Origin of the sequence: Methylibium sp. Root1272 (assembly GCF_001425905.1) — a bacterium.
Classification (GTDB): Bacteria; Pseudomonadota; Gammaproteobacteria; order Burkholderiales; family Burkholderiaceae_C; genus Methylibium.
The window spans coordinates 256,798-283,682 of sequence record NZ_LMDY01000016.1 but is presented as its reverse complement, the minus strand read 5'-3'; the positions used below and the strand labels follow the sequence as shown (position 1 = coordinate 283,682).

The following is a 26,885-nucleotide window of genomic DNA, read 5'->3' as shown; positions in this document are numbered from 1 at the left end:
GATGGACGTGCCACCACCCTCCTCCGCCCTGCCGTCGATCGAGCAGATCGCCTCCTGCGTCGCCGGCTACGACCCGAATGCGCTGGCGGTGGCGCAGGCGCAGGATTTCATCGCGCGCTTCGTGCCGCAGGTCGGCGCGGTGGAACAGCTCGCGCTGCGCAGCGCACTGGGCCGCGTGCTGGCGCGCGACATCGTCTCGCCGATCGACGTGCCGGCGCACGACAACTCCGCGATGGACGGCTACGCGCTGCGCGGTGCCGACCTGCGCGACGGCGCGCCCACCGCGCTGCGTCTGGTCGGCACCGGCTATGCCGGCCAGCAGTTCGAGGGCCGCGTGGCGCCGGGCGAATGCGTGCGCATCATGACCGGCGCGGTGATGCCGGCCGGTCTGGACACCGTCGTGCCGCAGGAGTTCACCACCGTGGCCGACGCCGTCGTCACGCTGCCCGCCGGCGTGGTTCGCACCGGCGACAACCGCCGCCTCGCCGGCGAGGACCTCGCGCGCGGCGAGGCCGCGCTGCAGGCCGGCCGCGTGCTGCGCCCTGCCGACATCGGCCTGCTCGCCTCGCTCGGCCAGGCCGAGGTGCCGGTGCGGCGCCGGCTGCGCGTCGCCTTCTTCTCGACCGGCGACGAACTGCGCTCGATCGGCGAGCCGCTCGAGGCCGGCTGCGTCTACGACAGCAACCGCTACACGATCCACGGCATGCTCACGCGCCTTGGCGTCGACCTGCTCGACCTGGGTGTGGTGCGTGACGATCCGGCCGCGCTGGAAGCCGCCTTCCGCAGCGCTTGCGAGAACGCCGACGCGGTGATCACCTCGGGCGGCGTCAGCGTCGGCGAGGCCGACCACACCAAGCAGGTGATGGCACGGCTCGGCGAGGTGGCGTTCTGGCGCATCGCGATGCGGCCCGGCCGGCCGATGGCCTTCGGCCGCGTCGCGTCGAACGGCCGCACCGCGGTGCTGTTCGGCCTGCCCGGCAACCCGGTCGCGGTGATGGTGACCTTCTATGCCTTCGTGCGCGACGCGTTGCTGGCGATGGCCGGAGCCACGCCGCAGAGCCTGCCACTGCTGCGCGCACGCGCCACCGAGGCGATCCGCAAGAAGCCCGGCCGCACCGAATACCAGCGCGGCATCGTCTCGCGCGCCGCCGACGGCGACTGGGACGTGCAGCTCACCGGCGCCCAGGGCTCGGGCATCCTGCGCAGCATGAGCGTGGCCAATGGCCTGGTCGTGCTGCATCACGAGCAAGCCTCGGTCGAGCGCGGCGGCTACGTCGACGTGCTGCCGTTCGACGGCCTCGTCTGAGCCCGGCCCCGGACGCGTCACCGCCCGACGGTCCGCCTGGCACGATCGATCTGCAAGGAGCTCGCATGACCCCGGTGAGCGAAGTCGACGTGGCCATCCTCGGTGCGGGCTCGGCCGGCCTGAGCGCCTACCGCGCGGCGCGCGAGCACACCGAGCGCGTGCTGATGATCGACCCCGGCCCCTACGGCACCACCTGCGCCCGCGTCGGCTGCATGCCGAGCAAGCTGCTGATCGCCGCCGCCGAGGCCGCGCATGCCGTCGACGACGCGGCGCGCTTCGGCATCGACGTGCAGGGCGTGTGCATCGACGGCGCGCGCGTGATGGCGCGCGTGCGCGCCGAGCGCGACCGCTTCGTCGGCTTCGTGCTCGACGACATCGAGCGCATCGACCCCACCCATCGGCTGCAAGGCAGCGCCCGCTTCGTCGATCCGCACCGGCTGCAGGTGGACGGCCCCCGCGGCACGGCTGTCGTGCGCGCCGATCGCGTGGTGCTGGCCACCGGCTCGCGGCCGGACGTGCCGGCCGACTGGCGCAGTGCGCTCGGCGATCGGCTGATCGTCAACGACGACGTGTTCGACTGGCAGGACCTGCCGCGCTCGGTGGCCGTGGTCGGCACCGGCGCGATCGGGCTCGAGCTGGCGCAGGCGCTGCACCGGCTGGGCGTGCGCGTGCGCCTGCTGGGCCGCGGACCGAAGGTCGGCCCGCTCAGCGATCCGGCGCTGGCGGCGCTGGCCGCCCGCACCTTCGATGCGAGCCTGCCGCTGCAGCGCGAGGCCACGGTGCTGCGGGTCGAGCGGCTCGGCGACGAGGTCGCCGTCCACTGGCGCAGCGCGTCCGGCACGCACGGCGAACGCTTCGACTTCCTGCTCGCCGCCACCGGACGCCGCCCGAACACCGACGCGCTCGGGCTCGAGCACGCAGGCCTGGCCTGCGACGACGACGGCGTGCCGCTGCACGACAGCACGACGATGCGCATCGGCGGCTCGCACGTCTTCCTCGCCGGCGATGCGAGCGACGACCGTCCGCTGCTGCACGAGGCGGCCGACGACGGGCTGATCGCCGGGCACAACGCCGGCCGCTATCCGGACGTGCGGACCGAGCGACGCCGTACGCCGCTGGCCGTGGTGTTCTGCGAGCCGCAGATCGCGATGGCCGGCCGCAGCCACCGCGAGCTGACCGCGGCCGGCACGCGCTTCGCGACGGGCGCCGTGAGCTTCGAGAACCAGGGCCGCAGCCGCGTGATCGGCCGCAACGTCGGCGCGCTGCACATCTACGGCGAGCGCGGCACGCGCCGCCTGCTCGGTGCCGAAATGCTGGGCCCGGCCGCCGAGCACCTGGGCCATCTGCTGGCCTGGAGCATCGGCCGCCACGAGACGGTCGACGAGGCCCTGGCGCAGCCGTTCTATCACCCGGTGATCGAGGAAGGCGTGCGCACCGCATTGCGGCAGTTGCGCAAGGCGCTCGATACCGCCGAGCCGCCGCCCTGCGAAGGCTGCTCGCCCGGCGACTGAACGCCGGCTGACAGCGCACCGTCACAGCGCTGTCGATTCGCCGTCGCGCCCCCGCGACGAGCTGACATCTGCCTGATGTGGGAAGCCGCCTACACATATCGACGGTGCCGGCCGACTACGGTGCCTGCACGGACGCACTACGGTGCAAGCGAAGCCATCGCATCGGCTGTTCGATGCGGGCGTCCGGCCGAACCAAACAGGAGTCAATGAATGCGCATCAGTGGAATGAAGCCCTCGTGGAAACATCGCATGGCGCCGTACGGCGCGCTGGCGATGCTGCTCGTCGCCGGCACGGCCCGTGCCGACCTCGAAGCCGATCGCCTGTACTGCGAGTCGCTTCAGGGGGGCGCCAAGATCGTGTGCCTGCGGGACCTGAAGGCCACGCCCACGCCGGCCGCCAAGCCACCCGCGCCCACAGCGGCGACCCAGCCTGCTGCGCCGGCCGCCGACGCCAAGGCCGCCGCTGCGCCAGCGGCCACCGGGGCCGCGCCGTACAAGGTCGTCGATGGCTACAAGGTCGATGCCGAGACGCTGAAGGGCTTTCGCACCTGGCGCGCCGCAGCCTGCGACCGCTGCCATGGCGCCAACCAGGAGGGCATGGTCGGCCCCTCGCTGATCAACAGCCTCAAGACCCTGAGCAAGGAGGACTTCGTCGCCACCGTGACGAAGGGTCGCCTTGAGAAGGGCATGCCGAGCTTCGGACAGGCGCCGAACGTCGCCAGCAACATCGATCAGCTCTACGCCTACCTGAAGGGCCGCTCGGACGGCGCGATCACCAAGGCCCACGTCGAAGCGATGCCCTGAGCCATCGCGGCACGCTGAGATACTGTCGGTGCGACGGCGCGTTGCCGTGAGGACACGCGCCGCCGATGAGCCCCAGCGACACCGCCCCCCCCGCCGAAGTCGGACTCCGCGAGGCCTTCGCGTTCTGGCTCAAGCTCGGCTTCATCAGCTTCGGCGGCCCGGCCGGGCAGATTTCGATCATGCACCAGGAGCTGGTCGAGCGGCGCCGTTGGATCTCGGAGCAGCGCTTCCTGCACGCGCTGAACTACTGCATGGTGCTGCCCGGTCCGGAGGCACAGCAGTTGGCCACCTACATCGGCTGGCTGATGCACCGCACCTGGGGCGGCCTGGTGGCCGGCGGGCTGTTCGTGCTGCCTTCGCTGTTCATCCTGGTCGCGCTGTCGTGGGTCTACCTCGCCTACGGCGAACTGCCGGCCGTCGAGGGCGTGCTGTACGGCATCAAGCCGGCGGTCACCGCGATCGTGGTGTTCGCCGCCTGGCGCATCGGCTCGCGGGCGCTGAAGAACGCCTGGCTGTGGGCCATCGCGGTCGCGGCCTTCGTGGCGATCTTCGCGCTGCACACGCCGTTCCCGCTGATCGTGCTGGCGGCCGGCCTGCTCGGCCACCTCGGGGGCCGCTACCGGCCGGACCGTTTCGCGGTCGGCGGCGGCCATGGCCAGGGCGCGGCGTGCCTCGGGCCGGCGCTGATCGACGACGACACGCCGACGCCGGCCCACGCCCGCTTCTCCTGGCCGCATGCGACCCGCGTGCTGGCGGTCTTCGCGGTCCTGTGGCTCGTGGTCCTGGGCGCGCTGAGCCTGGCCTTCGGCTGGTCCGCGGTGCTGACGCAGATGGGCTGGTTCTTCACCAAGGCCGCGCTGCTGACCTTCGGTGGCGCCTATGCGGTGCTGCCCTATGTCTACCAGGGCGCCGTCGAGCACTACCAGTGGCTGACGGCCCCGCAGATGATCGACGGCCTGGCGCTCGGCGAGACCACGCCCGGGCCGCTGATCATGGTGGTGGCCTTCGTCGGCTTCGTCGGCGGTTGGACCCACGCCGTGTTCGGGCCGGACGCCCTGTTCGCGGCCGGTGCCACGGCCGCCGCGGTCGTCACCTTCTTCACCTTCCTGCCGTCCTTCCTGTTCATCCTGCTGGGCGGTCCCTTCATCGAGACCACGCACGGCAAGCTGCGGTTCACCGCGCCGCTCACCGGCATCACCGCCGCGGTGGTCGGCGTGATCGTCAACCTCGCGGTGTTCTTCGCGTACCACGTGCTGTGGCCGGACGGGCTCGCAGGGCGCTTCGAATGGGCCTCGGCGCTGATCGGCGCGGCGGCGGCCGTCGCGCTGTTCCGCTTCAAGGTCGGCGTGATCCCGGTCGTGCTGATGGCCGGCGTGCTGGGGCTGGCCTGGCGGCTGCTCTGAGACGGCGACTACGGCGTCGGGCTGCCCGACTTCAGCGCGAGGGCCTTGTTCGCTAGCGCATCGGCGCGCTCGTTGTGGGGGTCGCCGTTGTGGCCCCGCACCCAGCGCGTCGACACCTTGCGCGCATCGGCCAGCGCGAACAACTGCTTCCACAGCCCCAGGTTGGCGACCGGCTCGCCCTTGGAATTGCGGTAGCCCTTGCGCTCCCAGCCGGCACGCCACTCGCTCAGGCCCTTGAGCACGTACTGGCTGTCGGACACCAGTTCGACCGCCGCGCCGGCCGGCACGCGCGTCAGGCCCTCGATCGCGGCCGTGAGCTCGGCGATCTGGTTGGTGCCGTGGCCGATGAATCCGAAGTGATCGGTCTCGGTCCGGCCATCCGGCGCGATGAGCACGGCGCCCCAGGCCGCCGGCCCGGGGTTCGACGGCGCACAGGCGCCATCGGTGTAGGCAAGCCACTTCATGTCTCGAGTCTCTTTTCTCTGTCGTCGGGCAACGATCCGGCCCGGTGGTGCTTGTGGCTCACGACGGCCGGCGCGGCGCGCGGCTTCGGCGCCTTCTTCCAGGCCGGGCCGATGAGGCGCATGCCACGCACGCGCTTCACGGCCTTGAGCAGGTAGACCGCCCCGAACACCGGCCACCAGCGTTCGCCGGCTCGCTCCATCCACGCGTAGCGGTCCAGCCAGGCCTGCGATCGCAAGGCCGGCCGGTAGCAACCGAAGCCGCCGCTCTCGACCTCGAAGCTGAGCAGGCGCAGCCAGTCGCGCAGGCGCCGGTAGGCGATGAACTCGCCAGCGCGCGGCAGGAACAGGCGCTCGTCGTCGCTGCGGCGACCCAGGCGCTGCGCGGCACGTCCGCCAGCCTGGCGCAGACCCCACAGGCTGGTCGGGTTCAGCCCGGTGATCACGACCTGCCCTTCCGGCACCAGCACCCGCTCGACCTCGCGCAGGGTGTGATGCGGGTCGCGCGCCAGCTCCAGCGTGTGCGGCAGCACCACGAGGTCGAGGCTCTGGCTCACAAACGGCAAGGCATCGAAATCGCACGACAGCGCGACCGCGCGCGGCGCGGCGGCGCCGTCTTCCCGAACGGTCGTCACGGCGCCCTCGCGGGCCGACAGTGCGAGCCAACGGTGCGGCATGCGGTTGGCCTGCAGCGCGTCGATCTCCGGCAGGCCGAGCTGCAATGCGTGAAATCCGAACACATCGGCCACATGCGTGTCGATGCGCGCCTGCTCCCACGCCAACACATACCGGCCGGGCGGGGTCTGCAGCCACAAGGGCAAATCTATACTCGACGCTTCCTGCACCATGAACCTGATCGCTGTTCCCGCCTTCACGGACAACTACATCTGGATGCTCCACGATGGCGTGTCGGCCATCGTCGTCGATCCGGGGGAAGCCGCGCCGGTGACTCGCGCGCTCGACGAGCGGTCACTGAAGCTCGCGGCGATTGTAGTGACCCACCATCACGGCGACCATGTCGGCGGTGTCGATGCGCTGCGTGCGCGCCTGCCCGACGGGCAAGGTCCGGTCTACGGCCCGGCGCGCGAGGCCATCCCGCAGCCATGCCGGCCGCTGCGCGACGGTGAGGCGATCGAACTGTTCGGCACGCGCTTCGAAGTGATCGACGTGCCCGGCCACACGGCGGGCCACATCGCCTACTTCGGCCAGCCGGCCGGCGAGGCGCCGATCCTGTTCTGCGGCGACACGCTGTTCAGCGGCGGCTGCGGCCGGTTGTTCGAGGGCACGCCGGCGCAGATGCACGCGTCGCTGTCGCGCCTGGCCGCATTGCCCGGCGACACGCGGGTGTGCTGCGCCCACGAGTACACACTCAGCAACCTGAAATTCGCCCGTGCCGTGGAACCCGGCAACGCCGATCTGATCGACTACGTCGCGCAGTGCGAGTCGCTGCGACAGCGCGACCTGCCCACGCTGCCCAGCACGGTGGCACGCGAACGACAGGTCAACCCCTTCCTGCGCGTCACGGCCACGCAGGTCCGAACCAGTGCCCGCGCGCATGGCGCTGCAGGCGACGATGCGGTGAGCGTGCTCGCGGCGTTGCGACAGTGGAAGAACGAATTCCGATGACTGACCTGCTGCTCTTGCCGAAGCGTCGCGCCACGCTGTCCGTGCTGGCCCTGACGCTCGTGCTGGCAGCCTGTGCCACCGCCCCGTTGCCCGACCCGGCACCAGTGCCCGTCATCAACGCCGGCACCCCCGCGTCCGTCGCCACACCGGTCCCCGAGGTCGCAGTTCCCAGCGCCGCCGCGCCGAACGAAGCCGCCGTCGCGGCCGGCCCGCCGACCGATCCGGTGCGCCCGGAAGAGCCCGTCGACCTGGACGCCATCGCGGCGCAACGCGACCTGTGGGTGCGCGTGCGGCGCGGCTTCGCGATGCCCGACATCGACACGCCGCTGGTCCGCGACCGCGAGCAGTGGTACGCCACGCGGCCCGACTACGTGCAGCGCATGACCGAGCGGTCGAGCCGCTACCTGTTCCATGTCGTCGAGGAGATCGAGCGGCGCGGCATGCCCACCGAACTGGCGCTTCTGCCCTTCATCGAGAGCGCGTTCAATCCGCAGGCCATGTCGACCGCCAGGGCCTCGGGCATGTGGCAGTTCATCCCGTCGACCGGCAAGCACTTCGATCTGGCGCAGAACGCTTTCCGCGACGACCGGCGCGACGTGCTGGCCTCCACGCGGGCCGCGCTCGATTACCTGCAGAAGCTGCACGGCATGTTCGGCGACTGGCATCTCGCGCTGGCCGCCTACAACTGGGGCGAGGGCAGCGTGGGCCGCGCGATCGCGCGCAACCAGAAGCTCGGCCTGCCGACCGACTACCTCAGCCTGAAGATGCCGGACGAGACGCGCTACTACGTTCCCAAGCTGCAAGCCGTGAAGAACATCATCGCGCGGCCGGAGGCCTTCGGGCTGGCTCTGCCCGGGATCGAGAACCACCCGTATTTCCTGAGCGTACCGATCCAGCGCGACATCGACGCGGCCCTGGTGGCCCGCCTGGCCGGCCTGCCGCTCGACGAGTTCCACGCGCTGAACCCGTCGCTCAACAAGCCGGTGATCCTGGCCGCCGGCACGCCGCAGGTGCTGCTGCCCTACGACAACGCGAACGAGTTCGTGCGCGTGCTGCCCGGCTACCAGGGCCCGCTGGCCAGTTGGACCGCCTGGGTCGTGCCGACAACGATGAAGCCGGCCGAAGCCGCCAAGCGGGTGGGCATGAGCGAAGCCGAATTGCGCGAGGCCAATCGCATCCCGCCGCGCATGCTGGTGCGCGCCGGCTCGACGCTGATGGTGCCGCGCCACCCGCACCGCCATCACGACGACGTGTCCGAGCGCGTGGCCGACAACGCGACGATGCTGCTCGCGCCGGAGGCCCCGGCGCTGCGCCGCTCCACCGTGAAGGCGCGCAAGAACGACAGCGTCGCCTCGATCGCTGCACGCTACCGGCTCAGCGCCGCCAGCGTGGCGGGCTGGAACAAGGTCGCCGCCAGCGCGCATTTCAAGACCGGCCAGGCCGTCGTGCTCTACCTGCCAGGCAAGGCCGCCACGGCCCGCAAGAGCTCCGCCGGCGCGACGGCCAAGACCCGCAGCACCCGCACGGCCACGTCGACCGCGGCCAAGCGCAAGCCGGCGAGCAAGACGGTGGCGGCGCGACCGACCGCGCAGAGCAAGAACCGCGTGGCCGCCAACAGCCGCTGAGGCGCGCCGCCGCGCCGTGCGTCCGCGTCAGTAGCGCGGCGCGAACAGGATCGCGATGTTGACCGCGAGCGCCAGCGCCCAGACCGCCGAGCGCAGCATGGCGCGATCCGCCAGGTAGCAGGCCACGAAGGCGGCCCGCAGGCCGACCCAGACCAGCGCCAACGCGCCGACGCGGTCCGCTGTGGCCCCGAGCGCCAGCGCGATCGCCACCGCACCGACGAAGAACGGCAAGGCCTCGAAGCAGTTGGCCTGGGCCGCGTTCGCACGCGCCCGGTACCCGCCCTGGCGCGCCAGCCACTCGCGCGGCGCATGGTTGTCGAAACCGCCCTCGCCGCGCGGCTTGCCGAAGCCACCGCTCTTGGCGATGCCGGCGCACACGATGGGCATCAGCGCCGCGGCCAGCACGCTCACAAGCAGCATTGTCATCACATCGTCTCCAGGTCGGGATCGACTCAGGCCGGCGCGGCGCGCCTAGCGTCGATCGCTCAATGCATGGGCAATGGTGCCCAGGTCCACGTACTCGAGTTCGCTGCCGACCGGCACGCCGCGCGCCAGCCGCGTGACGCTCGGCCCGCGGCCCTTCAGCGCCTGCGCGATCACGTGAGCGGTGGCCTCGCCCTCGGCGGTGAAGTTGGTGGCGACGATCAGCTCCTGCACCTCGCCATCGGTGGCGCGGGCCAGCAGCTTCTCCAGCCCGATGTCGTGCACGCCGATGCCGTCGAGCGGGCTCAGCCGCCCCATCAGCACGAAGTACAGCCCGTGGTAGCTGCCGCTGCGCTCGACCGCCGCCTGGTCGGCCGGCGTCTCGACCACGCACAACTGCCGGCGTTCGCGCGCCGGGTCGAGGCAGGTATTGCACACCTCGGCCTCGGTGAAGGTGTTGCAGCGCTCGCAATGCCGCGCCGTCGCCACCGCCTGCTCGAGCGCACGCGCGAGCCGCAGCGCGCCCTCGCGGTCGTGCTGCAGCAGGTGATAGGCCATGCGCTGCGCCGACTTCACGCCCACGCCCGGCAAGCGGCGCAGCGCGTCGGTCAGCGACTCAAGCGAGGAGGACGTGGCCATGCATCAGCAGCTCGATCATCACGAATGCGACGCAGCGATGGCTGTAAGCCACCGTCCACCCAACAGACGCCGCGGGTCCGGCTTCGCCGGCCCGCCAGCGTCGCCCCCTCGAGGGGGAGCGGCGCAGCCGCAACGGGGGTGGTCCATCCACAACGGGGGGGAGCCATCAAAACGGCAGCTTCATGCCCGGCGGCAGCGGCATCCCCGCCGTCAGCTTGCCCATCTTCTCTTCGCTGGTCGCCGCCGCGCGGCGCACGGCGTCGTTGAAGGCCGCGGCCACCAGGTCCTCGAGCATGTCCTTGTCGTCGGCCAGCAGGCTGGGGTCGATGGTGATGCGCTTGACGTCGTGCTTGCAGGTCATCAGCACCTTCACGAGCCCGGCGCCCGACTGGCCCTCGACCTCGATCAGCGCCAGTTCGTCCTGCGCCTTCTTCAGGTTGTCCTGCATGGCCTGCGCCTGCTTCATCAGGCCGGCCAGTTGTCCTTTGAGCATGTCGTTCTCCGGTGGTTCGATACGTCAGACGGGTTTGATCGACCCCGGCACGATGCGTGCCGTCTTGAACTGCGCCGTGAGCTGCAGCACCAGCGGGTCGTTGTGGATCAGCGCCTCGGCCTCGCGCTGGCGCTGCTCGCGCGCCGCCGCATCGCGCCGCGCCGGCGTGTCGTTCACCGCGCCAGCCTCGATGTCGAGCGACACCGCATGGCCCAGCGCTGCGGTCAGCGCCGCCTGCAGGCGTTCGGCATGGTTCGGGTTGCGCAGGCTCTCGCGCTCGACGCGCAGGCGCAGGCGCGTCTCGCCGGCATCGATGGCCACGCACTCGGCCTGCAGCGCCAGCTCGCGCACCAGCGCCGCGATCGCATTCGCATCGGTCAGCTGGCGCACCAGCGCGGCCCAGCGGTCGCCCAGCGGCCCACGGGTCATCTCGATCGGCGCAGGACTGCCGGCCGCATCGCCCCGTGCGGCGGTCGGCGCCGCGGCGCGCGACGCCATCGCGACCGAGGGCAAGGACGATTCCTCCGCCAGCGGGATGTCCTCCTCCCACGGCGGCACGCTGGCCGGGCCGGACGCGGCCGGTGGGGGCGGCACCGGGTCCGCCTTGGCGGGCGGCGCCACGGCGAGGCTGGCGGTCGCCGACGAACGCACCAGCGGTACCGCAGGCGCCGGGCCGCGCACGACAGCGACCGTGGCAGGCGGTGCAGCTGCGGGCGCGGCCTGGCCCGGCCGCACCACCGTCTCGGCACGCGCCGCACCCGGAGGCCGGAACGCCAGCATGCGCAGCAGCACCATCACCAGGCCGCTGTATTCGTCGGGCGCCAGCGCCAGCTCGGCGCGGCCGTGCAGCGCGATGCTGTAGAGCAGCTGCGTCTCGTCGGCCGGCAGCAGGCCGGCGCGCTGCGCGAGTGCCGCGGTGTCGGGATCGGCGGCGTCCAGCGCATCGGGCACGACCTGCAGCAACGCGAGCTGCTGCAGCACCACCGCCATCTCCTCCAGCGCGCCCTCGGCCGACAGGCCCTCGGCTCGCAAGGCATCGGTGGTCGCCACCACGCCGGCGCCGTCACCGGCGGCGAGCGCGTCGATCAGCGCATAGACGTGGCTGCGGCCCACGGCGCCCATCATCTGGCGCACACCAGCTTCCTGGAGCGTGCCGGCACCGAAGGCGATGGCCTGGTCGGTCAGCGACAGCGCATCTCGCATCGAGCCGTGGGCACCACGCGCCAGCAGTCGCAGCGCACCCGGTTCGGCCGCGATGCCTTCGGCCGCCAGCACCTGCTCCAGGTGCGCCAGCACCGTCTCGGGCGCCATCGGCCGCAGGTTGAACTGCAGGCAGCGCGACAGCACCGTGACCGGCACCTTCTGCGGGTCGGTGGTCGCCAGCACGAACTTCAGGTACTCGGGCGGCTCCTCCAGCGTCTTGAGCATCGCGTTGAAGGCGGTGCTGGAGAGCATGTGCACTTCGTCGATCATGAAGACCTTGAAGCGCCCCACCACCGGCTTGTAGGCCGATTGCTCCAGCAACTGCGAGATCTCGTCGACGCCGCGGTTCGAGGCCGCATCGAGTTCGGTGTAGTCGACGAAGCGGCCGGCGTCGATGTCGCGGCAGGCCGGGCACACGCCGCAGGGATGCGCAGTGATGCCGCCCTGGCCGTCGGGCCCGGTGCAGTTGAGGCTCTTCGCCAGGATGCGCGACACCGTGGTCTTGCCGACACCGCGCGTGCCGGTGAACAGGTAGGCGTGATGCAGCCGCTGAGAAGTGAGTGCATTGGCCAGCGCCTGCACCACGTGCTCTTGGCCGACCATCTCGCCGAAGTGGCGCGGGCGGTACTTGCGGGCCAGGACCAGGGTGCTCATGCGCGGCAGTTTACCGGCCGGGGTGGAAGCCCCCGGCCGCAGGGGTGCCGGATAATCGGGGCGAGTCCGCGGCCTGCCCGCGCCGCGCCACCCGCTCTTCGGGCACCCCGCCCTGCCGACCATGACCACGCCCCCACCCCCTCCGCTGAGCTACGAACAGGCCGGCGTCAACTACGACCTGATCGACCCGCTGAAAGTGGCCGCGCAACGCGCCGCCAAGGACACCGCGAAGAACCTCGCCGCGCACGGCTTCGGCGAAGTGGCCGCGTCGCGCGGAGAGTCGGCCTACGTGGTCGACGTCGGGCCGTTCTACCTGGCCAGCATCGTCGAATGCCTGGGCTCGAAGGCACTCGTCGCCGACGAGATGAAGGCGCTGACCGGCCAGAGCTATTACGCCGGCATCGCGCAGGACACCATCGCGATGGCGATCAACGACCTGATCACCGTCGGCGCCACGCCGCTGGTGGTGCAGGCCTACTGGGCAGCAGGCGGCAGCGAATGGTTCGCCGACGCGCAGCGCGCCCAGGCGCTGGTGGCGGGCTGGAAGCAGGCCTGCGACACCTGCGGCGTGGCCTGGGGCGGCGGCGAGACGCCGGCGCTGGCCGGCATCGTGGAGGCCGGCCGCATCGACCTCGCGGCCTCCTGCACCGGGCTGATCAATCCGAAGTCGCGGCTGTCGGTCGGCGATGCGCTGGCACCGGGCGACGCGATCGTGCTGCTCGCCTCCAGCGGTATCCATGCCAACGGCCTGAGCCTCGCGCGCAAGCTGGTCGAACGCCTGCCGCAGGGCTACCTCACCGAGGTGGCGCCGGGCCTGAACTACGGCGAGGCGCTGCTCGCGCCGACCACGCTGTACTCGCCGGTGACCGAGGCGCTGTGGGACGCGCAGATCGTGCCGCACTACAGCGCCAACATCACCGGCCACGGCTGGCGCAAGCTGCTGCGCCACCCGGCCACGCACACCTACCGCATCCACACCGTGCCACCGGTGCCGCCGGTGCTGAGCTTCATCGCCGAGCACGCCGGCCACGACGCGCGCGAGGCCTACAGCACGCTGAACATGGGCGCCGGCTTCGCGCTGTTCGTGAAGGCCGCCGATGCACAGCGCACCGTCGAGGTCGCACGCGAGCAAGGTGTTGCCGCCTGGGTGGCGGGCACGGTCGAGGCGGGTCCGAAGCAGTTGCTGATCGAGCCGATCGGCGTGCGGTTCGGCGACGACGACCTGCAGTTGCGCTGACGGCCTTTCACCCTTCGATCCGGCGACGCCCGACCCGTCACCTACAATCCACGGTGACGGGCCTCCCCGCATGGGGGCGCGGCCAACCGGGTCAGGTCGGGAACGAAGCAGCCCTAACCGTTAGCCTCCAGTGCCGGGGTCGGGCTCGTCACCCTCTTCCCTTCGCACCACGCAGCCCAGACGGGCTGCGTCCGTGTCAGACCGGCACCAGGAAGTCGCGGCTGATGCCAACGCCCAGGTCGCCGACGCGGTCGAGGAACTGCGTGAGGAACGCATGCAGGCCGGTGGCGAGGATCTCGTCGATGCGACCGAAGCTCAGGTCGGCGCGCAGCCGGCCGGCGCGACGCAGCGTCTCGCCGCTCTGCTCGTTCGCCACCATCTTCAGGTTGCCGACCACCTCGTCCATGCAGGCCGCCAGCGAGCGCGGCATGTCGGGCCGCAGGATCAGCAGTTCGGCCACCTTCTCGGGGCGGATCACGTTGCGGTAGACCTTGCGGTAGACCTCGAAGCCCGACACCGAGCGCAGGATCGCGCTCCAGTAGTAGAAGTCGACCTCGACCGGCTCGCGCTGCTCGCGCACGCCGAAGAACTCGGACTGCGCGCCGTGGAATTTCACGTCGAGCAGGCGCGCGGTGTTGTCGGCTCGCTCGAGGAAGGTGCCGATGCGCAGGAAGTGAAAGCTCTCGTCCTGCAGCATCGTGCCCAGCGTCACGCCGCGCGACAGGTGCGAGCGGAACTTCACCCACTCGAAGAAGTCGGCCGGATCGCGCTTGAAGCTGCCATCGGCGATCAGGCGCTTGAATTCCAGCCAGGTGGTGTTGGCGGTCTCCCACACCTCGGTGGTCAGCGTGCCGCGCACCGCGCGGGCGTTCTCGCGCGCCGCGCGCAGGCAGGAGTGGATGCTCGACGGGTTGGACTCGTCGCACACCATGAATTCCATGACTTCGTGCGGGTTCACGCTGTCGTGCAGGCGGTGGTAGTCGTGCGTCAGCTCGCTGATGCTGAGCAGGCCGCGCCAGCCCTGCTCGGTGGCCTCGCTGGACTGCGGCAGCAGCGAGGTCTGGTAGTTCACGTCGAGCATGCGGGCGGTGTTCTCCGCGCGCTCGGTGTAGCGGGCCATCCAGAACAGGTGGTCTGCGGTTCTTGACAACATGGTCGTGTCTCCTCAGGCCCGGCTCACGCTTCGAGCATCCAGGTGTCCTTGGTCCCGCCGCCCTGCGACGAGTTGACGACCAGGGAGCCTTCCTTCAACGCCACCCGCGTCAGCCCGCCCGGGACCATCTGCACCGTCTTGCCCGAAAGTACGAAGGGCCGCAGGTCGATGTGGCGCGGCGCGATGCCGCTCTCCACGAAGGTGGGGCAGGTCGACAGCGCGAGCGTGGGCTGCGCGATGTAGTTGTTGGGGTTCGCGACCAGTTGCACGCGGAACTCCTCGATCTCCGCCTTGCTGGCGGCCGGGCCGACCAGCATGCCGTAGCCGCCGGCGCCGTGCACTTCCTTCACGACCAGTTCGCCCAGGTGAGCCAGCACGTACTGCAGGTCCTCGCTCTCGCGGCACTGGTAGGTCGGCACGTTGTTCAGGATCGGCTTCTCGCCGAGGTAGAACTCGATCATCTTCGGCACGTAGGGGTAGATCGACTTGTCGTCAGCCACGCCGGTGCCGATGGCGTTGCACAGATTCACGTTGCCGGCGCGGTAGACCGACAGCAGGCCGGCGCAGCCGATGGTCGAGTCGGCGCGGAAGGCCTTGGGGTCGAGGAAGTCGTCGTCGATGCGCCGGTAGATCACGTCGACGCGGCGCGGGCCCTGCGTGGTGCGCATGTACAGGTAGTTGTCCTTGACGAACAGGTCCTGTCCTTCGACCAGCTCCACGCCCATCTGCTGCGCCAGGAAGGCGTGCTCGAAGTAGGCCGAGTTGTACATGCCCGGCGTCATGACCACCACGGTCGGCTCGGCCACGCCGGGCGGCGCCACGGCGCGCAGGGTGTCGAGCAGCAGGTCGGGATAGTGAGCGACCGGCGCGACGCGGTGGCTGCTGAACAGCTCGGGGAACAGCCGCATCATCATCTTGCGGTTCTCGAGCATGTAGCTCACGCCGCTGGGCACGCGCAGGTTGTCCTCGAGCACGTAGTAGTTGCCCGAGCCGTCCGGGTTGGCGGCACGCACGATGTCGATGCCGGCGATCTGCGAGTACACGTTGCCCGGCACGTCCACACCCATCATCTCGGGGCGGAACTGTGCGTTCTTGAAGACCTGCTCGCCCGGCACGATGCCGGCCTTGATGATCTCCTGGTCGTGGTAGACGTCGTGGATGAAGCGATTGAGCGCGTTGACGCGCTGCTTCAGGCCCTTCTCCATCTCGCGCCATTCCTGCGCAGGGATGATGCGCGGGATCAGGTCGAAGGGGATCAGCCGCTCGGTGCCGGAGCCGTCCTCGTCCTTCGCGCCGTAGACCGCGAAGGTGATGCCGACGCGGCGGAAGATCATCTCCGCCTCGTCGCGGTGGCCCTTCATGGACTCGTGCGGTTGCTGGGCGAGCCAGCGTTCGTAGCCGGCGTAGTGCTCGCGCACTTTGTCGCCGTTGGCATGCATCTCGTCGTAGAACTTCTTCATCGTGTCTCCCACGCTGAGACTGGAGCTAGCAGAGATTGTGCCAAGCAGCCCGCTTTTGCCGGTCGAAGCGGGCTCATGCTGCGGGCACCACGCGCGTCCCGACGCGCACATCGAGCTGGTGGCGGCCGCCACCACGGATCACGCCGCACAGCGGCGTCACGTCGGCATAGTCGCGCCCCAGTGCGAGGCGCACATGGGTCAGGCCGGCCTCGCAATCGTTGGTCGGGTCGAGCTCCAGCCAGTCCGCCGAGCCGTCCTCGCGCGGCACCGCCACCGCCACCCAGGCATGCGAGGCATCGGCTCCCTGCAACGCCGGCTGGCCGGGCGGCGGCTCGGTCAGCAGGTAGCCGCTGACGTAGCGGGCCGACAGGCCGAGCGCCCGCAGGCTGCCGATCATCACGTGGGCGAAGTCCTGGCACACGCCGCGCCGCTGCTCGAAGGCCTGCAGCACCGGCGTGCCGACCTCGGTGCTGTGCGGCGCGTAGGTGAAATCGGCGTGCAGCCGGTGCATCAGCTCGGTGGCCGCCTCGTCGATGCCGCGGCCCGGCGGGAAGGACGGCAGGGCCCAGTCACGCAGCACGGCGTGGTGCGGCACCAGCGTGGACGGAAAGGTGAACTCGACCGCCGCGTCCAGCGGGCGGCCCGACTCGTAGCGCCAGTGGGCGCGGCAGGCCTCCCAGGGCAGCGCCGCGGCCGGCGGGCGCTCGGGCGCGTGGGCGCGCACGCGGCTGGTGGCGCAGACCCGCAGGTGCTGGTGCGAAGCCGTCAGCGTGAACACGCGGCGGCTGTTGCCGTAGACGTCGCAGTCGTCGTGCTGCTGCGCCGGCGCCGGCTCGATCTCCATCTCGAAGCCCAGAAGCTGTTGTGCGGCCTCGTCGCGCGGCCGCAGCACGGCGATGTGCTGCGCCAGCTCGACCGGGCTGGAATAGCGGTATTCGGTGACGTGCACGACCTCCAGCTCGACCGGCCCGCGAAGGGCGTCGGCCGGACGCGGCGACGGCGCCTGAGGCTCAGACCGAAAGATGCTGTTCATGCAGGCCGGCGAGCGCGAAATAGCGCCGCCCCACGTCGTCGGAGAGCCGCGCTCCGGCTTCGGCCAGGCGGTCGGCGAGCGCGACCACCAGCTCGTCGTCGACCCCCGACTCCTGGCCGGGCTCGGCCTTGCGGCACAGCTCGACCAGCGTCGTGCCGACGCCGAACGGCGGCAGCAGACCCAGCATCTCCTCCACCGAACCCGCGCTGCCGGGCAGCTTGGCCAGCTCGGTGCGAAGGCGGCGCAGCACGCAGCCCAGCGCGCGCGGGTTGGCCGGGTCGATGACCAGCAGGTCGAGCAGCGCCAGCGCCTCCTGGCGGCCGGGATAGCGCGCGCGGTAGGTCAGGCTGCTGTCGAACAGGTCGAGCAGCAGGTCGAAGCCGTGGGCGCTGTGCACCGCGCCAGCCTCGAAGAAGCAGCGCAGCGTGCCGCTCATCGCGATCAGGCGCTCGGCCTGGCGCCCGACGGTCAGCAGGCGCCAGCCATCGTCGCGCGTCATGCGGTCGCTCTGTGCGCCTGTCACCGCCGCGAGCTGGCTCGCCAGGTGCTCGAGCGCGCCACGCATCGTGTCGGTGGCGAGCCCGGGCACGGCCGGAATCGCCTGCTCGCTCTCGCCATCCTCGTCGTCGTTGCCGGCGGGTACCGGCGTCATTGCCCTCGTGACCCGGGCGTGGAAGTCTTCGACCATCGAGCGGACCAGGCGCCCGTGCTCGATCGACAGGCGCTCGCGCAAGGATCCGGCCACGCGGTCGAGCGCGGCCAGGTTGTAGGCGATGCTGTGGTGGTCTTCGGGGTCGGCCAGCGCGGCGACCACCGAGCGCTCGAACACCCGCGGCGACTGCGTCAGCGACGGCACGCCGGTCGGTGCCAGGCCACTGCGCTGCGTCAGCTCGGAGATCGCGTCGAGCACCGCCGACGGCGTGTCGTCGTCGTCCTCGACCAGTGCCGCGGTGGCCAGCGCCAGCCGCACCAGCTGCTCGGTGCGTTCGGTGTAGCGCCCCATCCAGAACAGGTTCTCGGCGGTGCGGCTCGACACCGGCCGCTGGTGCACCGCGATCTCCTCCGGCCGCAGGCGCTGCGGCAACATGGAGTAGGTGTCGACCGCGCCCTCGCGCAGCACCCAGGTGTCGAGGCTGGCGCCGCCGTGCTGCATCGACACGATGTGCGGATCGCGCGCCGCGATGCGCGTCATGCCCCCGGGCAGCACGCGGTAGCCACCGCGGCCGTCGGCGATGGCATAGACGCGCAGCATCGCCGTTCGCGGCAGGAAGCTGCCCGACTCCCACCACGGCGTCTGCGAGAACGGCAGGTAGCGCTGCAGCGTGTAGGCGTCGGGCTCGGCCTCGATGCGCGCGCGCCATTGCTCGTGCGCGGCCGGCGGCAGCGTGCCGCCGATCTGCGGCTCGAAGCTGCGGCCCCGCACACCCTGGTAGGTGGGCCGGATCACGCGGGCCGCCAGTTCGCCGCGGGTGGCCCGCCAGGCCGCGCCCTCGCCGCACCACCAGCTGGCCAGTGCCGGCAACGCCAGCGGCTCGCCGAGCAAGCGCCGCGAGATCGCCGGCATGAAGCCCAGCATGCCCGGCGACTCGACGAAACCCGTGCCCAGCGCATTGGCCATCACCAGCCGGCCGGCGCGCAGCACCTGCAGAAGACCCGGCACGCCGAGGGCGGAGTCGGCGCGCAGTTCGAGCGGATCGCACCAGATGTCGTCCAGCCGCCGCAGCAGGCCGTGCACCGGCTCCAGGCCCTGCACGGTCTTCAGGTAGAGGCGGTCGTCGCGCACCGTCAGGTCGCCGCCCTCGACCAGCGGCAAGCCGAGGTAGCGCGCCAGGTAGGCCTGCTCGAAATAGGTCTCGTTGTAGGGTCCCGGGGTCAGCAGCGCGAGGCGTGGCGTCGCGCTGCCGTCGGCCGCGGCGATCACCGAGGCCGGCCCGAGCAGCGAGTCGAGCAGGCTGCGGTAGCTCGAGGCGATGTGCTCGACGCGCAGCTCGCGGAAGGCCTCGGGGAACTGGCGCGACACGATCAGCCGGTTCTCCAGCACATAGCCCAGACCGGACGGCGCCTGGCTGCGCTGCGACACCACCGACCACTCGCCACCGGGCCCGCGCGCGATGTCGAAGGCCAGCACATGCAGCCGCACCCCGCCGGCCGGCGCAATGCCGTGCAGCGGCCGCAGGTAGCTCGGATGGCCCAGCACGAGGGCCGGGGGCAGCAGTCCCTCTTGCAGCAGGTGCTGCGGCCCGTAGCAGTCGGCCAGCATCGCCTCGAGCAGGCGCGCGCGCTGGGCGATGCCGGCCTCGATCACCTGCCAGTCGGCCGGCTCGATCAGCAGCGGCAGCACGCCCAGCGACCACGGCCGCTTGACGCTCTCGCCGCCGACGCCGGCCGGCTGGTGGACGTTGTAGGTCACGCCGTTGCGGTGGATCTGTTGCGCGATCTGGCCGGCGCGCCGGTCCAGGCCGCTCAGCCCGTCGGCGCCCAGCAGCTCGAAGAAGTGTTGCCAGCGCTCGCGCAGCGCCTGACCGGTGTCCTGCAACAGTTCGTCGTAGTGGCCCGGATCGGCCCGCCGCGCGGCGTGAAGCACGCCGTGCAGCACCGCATCGGAATGCCAGCCGCCGGAAGCGTCGAATTCGAGCGAAGACTGCTGCACGGCGGCGGGATCGAGACTCAGAGGTGGCGCAGATCGAGGGTGAAGGGAAACTCGCGACTCGGTTGGGCCGGCTGGACCTTCATCTTGCCCGGCGTGTGATCGAGCTTGAAGAAGCGCGCCAGCCGTCGGCTTTCGGCCTCGTAGGCGTTGACCGGGAAGCTGTCATGGTTGCGACCACCAGGATGCGCCACATGATAGCGGCAGCCCCCGATCGAACGGCTCATCCAGCTGTCGACGATGTCGAAGGTGAGCGGCGCATGGCCGGGGATCGTCGGGTGCAGTGCCGACGGCGGCGCCCAGGCCTTGTAGCGCACGCCCGCCACGAACTCCCCGACCCGGCCGGTGGGCTGCAGCGGCAGCGCCCAGCCGTTGACGGTGACCACGTGGCGGTTGCCGTTCAGACCGGTCGCCTTGACCTCCACGCGCTCCAGCGACGAATCGACATAGCGCACGGTGCCGCCGGGCGCACCCTCCTCGCCCATCACGTGCCAGGGCTCGAGCGCGGTCCGCACCGTCAGCTCGATGCCGGCCACCGTGACCTCGCCGATGATCGGGAAGCGGAACTCGAAGTGCGGCGCGAACCAGGCCGGATCGAAGGCGAAGCCGTCCTGGCGCAGTTCGGCCAGCACGTCGGCGAAGTCCATCTGCACGAAGGTCGGCAGCAGGAAGCGGTCGTGCAGCTCGGTGCCCCAGCGCGTGAGCCGCGTGGTGCTGCCGCCGGTGTAGGGCGTGCGCCAGAAGCGCGCGATCATCGCGCGCAGCAGCAGCTGCTGCACGAGGCTCATGCGCGCGTGCGGCGGCATCTCGAAGGCGCGCAGTTCCAGCAGGCCCAGGCGGCCGGTGGGGCCGTCCGGCGAGTACATCTTGTCGATGCAGAACTCGGCGCGGTGGGTGTTGCCGGTGACGTCGATCAGGATGTTGCGCAAGCTCCGGTCGACCATCCACGGCGGCACCTGGCCGAAGCGCGAGGTCTGGTTCTCGATCTCCTTCAGCGCGATCTCGAGTTCGAACACCTGGTCGTTGCGCGCCTCGTCGATGCGTGGCGCCTGGCTGGTCGGGCCGATGAACATGCCCGAGAACAGGTAGGACAGGCTGGGGTGGTTGTGCCAGTAGGCCAGCAGGCTCGCCAGCAGGTCGGGCCGGCGCAGGAAGGGGCTGTCGCCCGGTGTCGCACCACCGAGCACGAAGTGGTTGCCGCCGCCGGTGCCGGTGTGGCGGCCGTCGAGCATGAACTTCTCGGTCGACAGGCGCGTCTCGTGCGCCGCCTCGTAGAGGAACTCGGTGTGGTCGACCAGTTGCTCCCAGCTCGAGGCCGGATGGATGTTGACCTCGATCACGCCGGGATCGGGCGTCACCTGCAGCATCTTCAGCCGCACGTCGCGCGGCGGCGGATAGCCCTCGAGCACGAGCTTGATGCCCAGCGCCGCGGCCGTGGCCTCCACCGCGGACAGCAGGTCGAGGTAGTCGTCCAGCAGTTCCAGCGGCGGCATGAAGACGTACAGGATGCCGCCTCGCACCTCGACGCACATCGCGGTCCGCGTGATCCAGGCCGCCGATTCGAAGCGGGCCGGCGCATGCGTCAGACCGTGGCGGGCCGCGGCAGCGCGCGGCGAACCGCTCGCACCGGCGCCAGCGCCAGCACCCAGGCCCGCGCCAGCAGGCTGCGCCACACCCGGCGCGCCGCCCAGGCCGCCGGCACCAATTGCCGCGGCCCCGGCCAGCGCCGAAGCGCTGGCGTCGCCGCTGGCCAGACCGGCCGCATCGGCATCGGCCCCGCGGAAGGCGTGCTCGCCGTACTGCGCCCGCAGCGCGGCGACCGAGCGCAGTCGCCCGGCCGGCGCGAATGGATCGGCATCGATCAGGTAAGGAAAGTCGCCCTTGGTGACCCAGGGCAGCGAATCGAGCGGCAGCCGGTAGCCCATCGGCGAATCGCCGGGCATCAGGTACATGCGCTCGTCACGGAAGAACCACGGGCCAGTGGTCCAGCTCGGCCCGACCAGGCCCGGCGCGCCCGGCTCGCGCTTGATCGGCAGCATGTAGCCGACGACCTTGGTCAACCCCTGGTCGAACACCTTGCGCAGGCGGGCGCGCTCCAGTTCGTCGTCGAGCCGCGCATCGAAGGGATCGACGTTGACCGGCAGGCGGCGCTCGCGCCACAGGTAGTACCAGGTGTCCTCGTAGCCGGCCTGGATGTAGTCGGTGGCCAGGCCGAGCTTGCGCGCCAGCAGCTCGATGAAGGCCTTGGACTCGACCTCGCTGTAGCCGGTGGGCTGGCGCTCGTCGGCGAACAGGGTGGGGTCGATCCAGCACGGTTCGCCGTCGGCGCGCCAGAAGATGCTCAGCGCCCAGCGCGGCAGCTGCTCGCCCGGGTACCACTTGCCCTGGCCGAAGTGCAGGAAGCCGCCCACACCGTAGCGCGCGCGCAGGCGTTGCACCAGTTCGTTGGCGAAGCCGCGCTTCGTCGGACCGAGTGCGGCGGTGTTCCACTCGGCGCCTTCGCGGTCGTAGACCGATACGAAGGTCGGCTCGCCGCCCTGTGTGAGTCGCACGTCCTGCGCCTTCAGCTGCAGGTCGACCTGCTCGCCGAGCGACAGCACCTCGCCCCACTGCTCTTCGGTATACGGCTTGGTCACGCGCGGCGATTCGTGGATGCGGGAGACGCTCATCGAGTGGGTGAACACGACCTCGCTCTCGTCGACGCCACCCTCGACCGGCGCCGCGCTCGACGGCTCGGGCGTGCAGGCCACCGGGATGTGGCCCTCGCCGGCCATCAGGCCCGAGGTGGGATCGAGGCCGATCCAGCCGGCCCCCGGCAGGTAGACCTCGCACCAGGCGTGCAGATCGGTGAAATCGGTCTCGGCGCCGCTCGGGCCGTCGAGCGCCTTCACGTCGGGCTTGAGCTGGATCAGGTAGCCCGACACGAAGCGCGCCGCCAGGCCCATGTGGCGCAGCGCCTGCACCATCAGCCAGCCGGTGTCGCGGCAGGAGCCCGAACGGTTCTCCAGCGTCTGCTCGGGCGTCTGCACGCCGGGCTCCATGCGGATCAGGTAGCTGATGTCGCTCTGCAGGCGCTGGTTCAGGCCGACCAGGAAGTCGATGGTGCGCTGCGTCTTGCGCGGCACGCTGTCGACGAAGGCCTTGAAGCGCGGCGTCGGCTCGCCGGTCACGAGGTAGGGCGCGAGTTCGCGCTTGAGGCCCTCTTCGTAGCTGAAGGGGAAATTCTCGGCGCTGGGTTCGAGGAAGAAGTCGAAGGGGTTGTAGACCGACATCTCGGCGACGAGATCGACGGTGATCTTGAACTCGGTGGTCTTTTCGGGGAACACCAGACGCGCCAGGTAGTTCGCGAACGGGTCCTGTTGCCAGTTGACGAAATGATCGACAGGCTCGACGCGCAGCGAGTAGCTGAGGATCGGTGTGCGGCAATGTGGCGCCGGGCGCAGGCGGACCACCTGGGGGCCGAGCGCAACGCGCCGGTCATAGCGGTAGTGCGTGACGTGGTTCAGCGCGACGTGAATCGACAAGAGACTCTCCTTCGGGACGGGCAGTGCGTGCCGGTGTCAGTCGGTCGATTCCGGCCCGACAGGGTTAGCAACTTCCACGCCATTGTGCGTGCTGTCAGCGTCAGGATGATGCCAATAGCGCCGGACCTGTGGACGCCAGCAGGCGGCGCCCATCGGCCCGAAGCGCCAGGCACCGCAGCGCGGGCTGTCGAGGACCTCGATACCGCGCGCGGCATAACGCGCCAGCACCTCGGGTGCCGGATGGCCGAAACGGTTGCGATAGCCGGCCTGCACGACCGCCATGCGCGGCGCCACCGCGTCGAGGAAGGCCGCGCTGGACGAGGTCTTGCTGCCATGGTGAGGGACCAGCAGCACCTCGCTCGCCAGCGCCCGGCCGTGCTGGGCCACCAGGCGCGCCTCCTGCTCGCGCTCCAGGTCGCCGGTCAGCAGTACCGTGTGCACCTGCCCACCCCAGCGGCCGCTGACCCGCAGCACGCAGCTCAGGGTGTTGGGCCGCGTCTTCACCCGCTCTGCCGACGCCAGGGCCTCGGCGGTCGGGTGCAGCAGCTCGAACTGCACGCCGTCCCAGGTCCATTGCCGGCCCGCGACGCAGGGCTCACGATCGACGCCCAGCGCGCCGGCCAGCGCCAGCAGGCCATGGCCCGCCTCGAGCGAACTCGCCAGGCGCGTCACCGGCAGGCCGCGCAGCACGGTGGCCGCGCCGCCCACGTGGTCGCTGTCGCGGTGGCTGAGCATCAGCAGGTCCAGGCGTTCCTCGCCCAGCGAGCGCAGCAGCGGCAGCAGCACCCGCCCGCCGGCATCGGCTTCGCGCGCGTACTGCGGCCCGGTGTCGTAGAGCAGCGCGTGGCGCGCGGTGCGCAGCAGCACCGAAGTCCCCTGGCCGACGTCGATCACCGTCATGTCATAGGCGCCCTCTGCCGGCCGCGGCACGGCGGGCGCGAGCAGGGGCAGCAGCAGCGGCAGGCCGAGGGCCCGCAGCGTCCAGGGCAACGGCAGCAGGGCGAGCGCGGCGCCGAGCAGGCCGAAGGCCACGGCCCACGGTGCGGCGGCCGGTACGGACCAGACCGCCCAGTCCGGCGTGGCCAGCCACTGCAGCCCGGCGTTCAGCTGCGCCACCGTCCAGGCTGCCGGCCCCCACAACGGCGGCAGCAGCACGCCCAGCAGCGCCAGCGGCGTGACGCCGAGCGTGATGACGGGGATGGCGACCAGGTTGGCGGCAAAGCCGACCAGCGACAACTGCTGGAAGAACACCAGCGTCAAGGGTGCGAGACCCAGCGTCGCGATGGCCTGCGTGCGCAGACCGCCGGACAGCAGCCGGACCAGCCACGCCGCAGCGCCCTGCCAGCGCAGCCGCATCGGTTCCGTCGCCAGCCCGCTGGTGGCTGCGACCAGTCCGCGCGCCTCGCCCGAGGCCAGCAACAGGCCGACGGCCGCGAAGGACAGCCAGTAGCCCGGCTGCAGCAGGGCCCAGGGATCGATCGCGGTCACGACGACCATGGCCGCCGTCCAGACCAGCGGCCAGCTCCAGCGCAATCCGGCCGCCCCCAGGATGACGACGCTGGCCAGCATCAGCACCGTGCGCTGCGCCGGCACACCCCAGCCAGCGAACACTGCATAGGCGCAGGCCGCCGCCAGGCCGCCCCAGCGCGCTGCCAGCGGCGCCGGGCAGGCCCCCATCGCACGGCGGCTGCGACGCCACAGTGCGTCCACGCCCAGACCCGCGAGCCACGCGAACATCGTGACATGCAGGCCGCTGATGGACATGAGGTGTGCGACGCCGGTCTGGCGATAGAGCGCCCAGTCGTCGCGCTCGATCGCGGCCTGGTCGCCCACCGCCAGCGCGGCCAGCACGCCGGCCGACGAGGCATCGGCCACGCGCGCCGTGATCGCGTCGCGCACCGATTGCCGCAGGCGGTCGACGACGTGGCCCTCGCCGTCTCCGAGCAGGCGGTTGGGCGTGTCGTGCACCGTGCGCACCGAGCCGGTGGCGCGCACACCCTGCTCGAAGAGATGGAGCTCGTAGTCGAAGCCGTGCGGATTCGACAGGCCGTGGGGGCGCTTCAGGCGCAGCGTGAGCTGCCAGCGCTGGCCGGCGCGCAGCGCGGGCAGTTCGGCGCCGTCGGGCGTGGCGTACCAGCCGAGCGAGAAGCGGGACGGCAGATCGATCACGCGGTCGCCGATGCGCGCCGAATGCGGCTCGAAGTGGAATCGCCAGGCCTCGGGCGAGCGCTGCGGCAGCCCGGCGATCACGCCGATCACCGCGAGATCGCGGCCCTCGAGTTCGGCCGGCAGTTGCTCGGCCAGGCGCTCGCCAGCGCGCAGGCCCGTCACGCCGAAACTCGCCGCGGCCAGGGCCGGCACGATGGCCAGCGCAAGCACGTGGGCCTTTCCTCGCAGCGGACCGCGACGATCGAGGCCGAACAGCAGAACCAACACCGCGAGGCCCAGCGCCGAGAGCGCGGTGTAGTGAACCGGCAGCCACAGCCGGGCCTGCTGCAACTGCAGGGACGATCCCAGCACCACACCGGCACCGGCGGCCAGCAGTCGCAGGCCCGGCAGCGGCGGAAACGAGGGCATCGGTCGAGTGTAGGAAGCCGATGCGCCGACCGGCAGGCCCTGCACGACTGGGGTGACGGGCCGCGCGGTAGGATCGTCGCCCGCGAAAAGGAGCCTCCATCATGTCGATCCAGCAACGTCTCAAAGACCTCGGTATCGTGCTGCCGCCGGTCGCCGTGCCGGCCGCCGCCTACGTGCCCTTCGTGCGCAGCGGCAACCTGGTTTTCCTGTCCGGCCACATCGCCAAGCGCGAGGGCAAGCCGCACGTCGGCCAACTGGGCACCGACATGAACACCGACACCGGCAAGGCCGCCGCACGGGCCGTGGCGATCGACCTGCTGGGCACGCTGAACGCCGCGGTCGGCGGCGACCTGGAACGCGTGGTGCGCATCGTCAAGCTGATGAGCCTCGTCAACAGCGCGCCCACCTACACCGAGCACCACCTGGTGACCAATGGCGCCTCCGAGCTGATCGGCGAGGTGTTCGGTGCCGACCGCGGCGCCCACGCCCGCAGCGCCTTCGGCGTGGCGCAATTGCCGTTGGGCGCCTGCGTCGAGATCGAGCTGATCGCCGAGGTGGCTGCGTGAACGTTGCGACCGCGCGCCTGCATCACGCCAGCGTGTTCCATCGGCTGCCGCGCGGCGTGCTCGCGCTGGTGGCGCTGGCCTGCATCGCCGCGGTCGGCGGCGCGCTGGTCGCGCAGCACGTTTTCGGCATGCTGCCCTGCCCCTGGTGCATCTTCCAGCGCGTGCTCTATCTCGCGATCGCCGGGGTCGCGCTGATCGGCTGGGCCGCACCGGTGTGTGCGGTGACGGTGGTGACGAGCGGGCTGGTCCTCGCGCTGTCGGTGGGCGGCATCGCATCGGCCGTGTTCCAGCACCAGGTCGCGGCCAAGGACAGCAGCTGCGCGTTCACGCTCGCCGATCGCTTCCTGAGCGTCACCGGGCTGGAGACCGCAGTGCCCTGGCTGTTCCAGGTGACGGCCACCTGCGCCGAGGCGGCGTCGGCCCGGCTGCTGGGCCAGCCCTTCGAGGTGTGGAGTGGCCTGCTGTTCGCATTGATCGGGCTCACGGCGGCGCTGCTGCTGTGGCACCGCAAGCTGCGCTCCTGATCCCGGTCAAGACCCG

21 protein-coding genes and 1 other RNA gene are annotated in these 26,885 nt (G+C 71.1%); 10 read left to right on the top strand and 12 right to left on the bottom strand.

The window, feature by feature from the left end; translation table 11 throughout:
• Position 1 precedes the first annotated feature (1 nt).
• The 4 genes from glp to chrA all read left to right on the top strand — a co-directional run bounded on the left by glp (position 2) and on the right by chrA (position 5,024).
• Positions 2-1,306 carry a gephyrin-like molybdotransferase Glp gene (gene glp / locus ASC67_RS16900; RefSeq protein WP_156466809.1) on the top strand — a complete coding sequence of 435 codons (1,305 nt, stop codon included), beginning with the start codon at positions 2-4 and terminating at the stop codon, positions 1,304-1,306.
• 65 nt (positions 1,307-1,371) lie between these two features.
• Complete coding sequence (locus tag ASC67_RS16895; protein WP_200946967.1) at positions 1,372-2,817, top strand: dihydrolipoyl dehydrogenase; 1,446 nt, start codon at positions 1,372-1,374, stop codon at positions 2,815-2,817.
• Between the two features lie 372 nt (positions 2,818-3,189).
• A complete protein-coding gene (locus tag ASC67_RS16890) occupies positions 3,190-3,621 on the top strand; it encodes a cytochrome c (RefSeq protein WP_056324295.1) in 432 nt (143 codons plus the stop codon).
• Positions 3,622-3,686: 65 nt separating this feature from the next.
• Positions 3,687-5,024 carry a chromate efflux transporter gene (chrA, locus tag ASC67_RS16885; RefSeq protein ID WP_056324090.1) on the top strand — a complete coding sequence of 446 codons (1,338 nt, stop codon included), beginning with the start codon at positions 3,687-3,689 and terminating at the stop codon, positions 5,022-5,024.
• 8 nt (positions 5,025-5,032) lie between these two features.
• Here the strand turns inward: chrA and ASC67_RS16880 are convergent, their stop codons facing one another.
• Positions 5,033-5,488, bottom strand: coding sequence for a ribonuclease H (locus ASC67_RS16880; protein WP_056324084.1), 456 nt, complete (start codon positions 5,486-5,488; stop codon positions 5,033-5,035).
• On the bottom strand, positions 5,485-6,333 hold the full coding sequence (locus ASC67_RS16875) for a class I SAM-dependent methyltransferase (protein WP_056324080.1): 849 nt from the start codon (positions 6,331-6,333) through the stop codon (positions 5,485-5,487). Before ASC67_RS16875 ends, ASC67_RS16880 begins: the two co-directional genes overlap by 4 nt.
• Here ASC67_RS16875 and gloB point away from each other — a divergent pair.
• Entirely contained in the window at positions 6,332-7,111 is a 780-nt protein-coding gene (gloB, locus tag ASC67_RS16870) for a hydroxyacylglutathione hydrolase (protein ID WP_056324077.1), read from the top strand. The two genes, ASC67_RS16875 and gloB, sit on opposite strands and share 2 nt — an antisense overlap.
• A complete protein-coding gene (locus tag ASC67_RS16865; RefSeq protein ID WP_056324072.1) occupies positions 7,108-8,736 on the top strand; it encodes a transglycosylase SLT domain-containing protein in 1,629 nt (542 codons plus the stop codon). The genes gloB and ASC67_RS16865 overlap by 4 nt, the downstream gene beginning before the upstream one ends.
• A 27-nt stretch (positions 8,737-8,763) precedes the next feature.
• Here the strand turns inward: ASC67_RS16865 and ASC67_RS16860 are convergent, their stop codons facing one another.
• The 4 genes from ASC67_RS16860 to dnaX form a co-directional block, all read right to left on the bottom strand.
• The gene (locus tag ASC67_RS16860) at positions 8,764-9,162 is read right to left on the bottom strand and encodes an MAPEG family protein (protein ID WP_056324067.1); all 399 of its coding nucleotides are present in this window, start codon (positions 9,160-9,162) and stop codon (positions 8,764-8,766) included.
• Positions 9,163-9,207: 45 nt separating this feature from the next.
• Positions 9,208-9,798, bottom strand: a complete 591-nt coding sequence (gene recR / locus ASC67_RS16855) for a recombination mediator RecR (RefSeq protein ID WP_056324063.1) — start codon at positions 9,796-9,798, stop codon at positions 9,208-9,210.
• A gap of 166 nt (positions 9,799-9,964) precedes the next feature.
• Positions 9,965-10,291 carry a YbaB/EbfC family nucleoid-associated protein gene (locus ASC67_RS16850; protein WP_011830121.1) on the bottom strand — a complete coding sequence of 109 codons (327 nt, stop codon included), beginning with the start codon at positions 10,289-10,291 and terminating at the stop codon, positions 9,965-9,967.
• Positions 10,292-10,315: 24 nt separating this feature from the next.
• Positions 10,316-12,148 (bottom strand): DNA polymerase III subunit gamma/tau, encoded by a 1,833-nt coding sequence (gene dnaX / locus ASC67_RS16845; RefSeq protein ID WP_056324060.1) that lies wholly within the window; start codon positions 12,146-12,148, stop codon positions 10,316-10,318.
• Positions 12,149-12,269: 121 nt separating this feature from the next.
• Between dnaX and ASC67_RS16840 the strand changes: the two genes are divergently transcribed.
• Together ASC67_RS16840 and ffs are read left to right on the top strand one after the other, a co-directional pair.
• Positions 12,270-13,385, top strand: coding sequence for an AIR synthase-related protein (locus ASC67_RS16840; RefSeq protein ID WP_056324054.1), 1,116 nt, complete (start codon positions 12,270-12,272; stop codon positions 13,383-13,385).
• Positions 13,386-13,440: 55 nt separating this feature from the next.
• An RNA gene (gene ffs, locus ASC67_RS20370) (signal recognition particle sRNA small type) lies at positions 13,441-13,538 on the top strand.
• Positions 13,539-13,581: 43 nt separating this feature from the next.
• Here ffs and ASC67_RS16835 read toward each other — a convergent pair.
• The 6 genes from ASC67_RS16835 to ASC67_RS16810 all read right to left on the bottom strand — a co-directional run bounded on the left by ASC67_RS16835 (position 13,582) and on the right by ASC67_RS16810 (position 25,779).
• On the bottom strand, positions 13,582-14,538 hold the full coding sequence (locus ASC67_RS16835; protein ID WP_056324049.1) for an alpha-E domain-containing protein: 957 nt from the start codon (positions 14,536-14,538) through the stop codon (positions 13,582-13,584).
• 23 nt (positions 14,539-14,561) lie between these two features.
• Entirely contained in the window at positions 14,562-15,998 is a 1,437-nt protein-coding gene (locus ASC67_RS16830; RefSeq protein WP_056324044.1) for a circularly permuted type 2 ATP-grasp protein, read from the bottom strand.
• A gap of 73 nt (positions 15,999-16,071) precedes the next feature.
• Positions 16,072-17,031, bottom strand: coding sequence for a transglutaminase family protein (locus tag ASC67_RS16825; protein ID WP_082536082.1), 960 nt, complete (start codon positions 17,029-17,031; stop codon positions 16,072-16,074).
• A complete protein-coding gene (locus ASC67_RS16820) occupies positions 17,009-19,681 on the bottom strand; it encodes a circularly permuted type 2 ATP-grasp protein (protein WP_056324039.1) in 2,673 nt (890 codons plus the stop codon). The genes ASC67_RS16825 and ASC67_RS16820 overlap by 23 nt, the downstream gene beginning before the upstream one ends.
• 17 nt (positions 19,682-19,698) lie before the next feature.
• Entirely contained in the window at positions 19,699-23,202 is a 3,504-nt protein-coding gene (locus tag ASC67_RS16815) for a DUF2126 domain-containing protein (protein ID WP_056324035.1), read from the bottom strand.
• Positions 23,203-23,238: 36 nt separating this feature from the next.
• Positions 23,239-25,779 (bottom strand): DNA internalization-related competence protein ComEC/Rec2, encoded by a 2,541-nt coding sequence (locus ASC67_RS16810; protein WP_056324031.1) that lies wholly within the window; start codon positions 25,777-25,779, stop codon positions 23,239-23,241.
• Between the two features lie 101 nt (positions 25,780-25,880).
• On the opposite strand from ASC67_RS16810, the gene ASC67_RS16805 reads away from it, so the two are divergent.
• A complete protein-coding gene (locus ASC67_RS16805; RefSeq protein ID WP_056324028.1) occupies positions 25,881-26,345 on the top strand; it encodes a RidA family protein in 465 nt (154 codons plus the stop codon).
• Positions 26,342-26,869 carry a disulfide bond formation protein B gene (locus tag ASC67_RS16800; protein WP_056324023.1) on the top strand — a complete coding sequence of 176 codons (528 nt, stop codon included), beginning with the start codon at positions 26,342-26,344 and terminating at the stop codon, positions 26,867-26,869. Before ASC67_RS16805 ends, ASC67_RS16800 begins: the two co-directional genes overlap by 4 nt.
• The last annotated feature ends 16 nt before the right edge of the window (positions 26,870-26,885 follow it).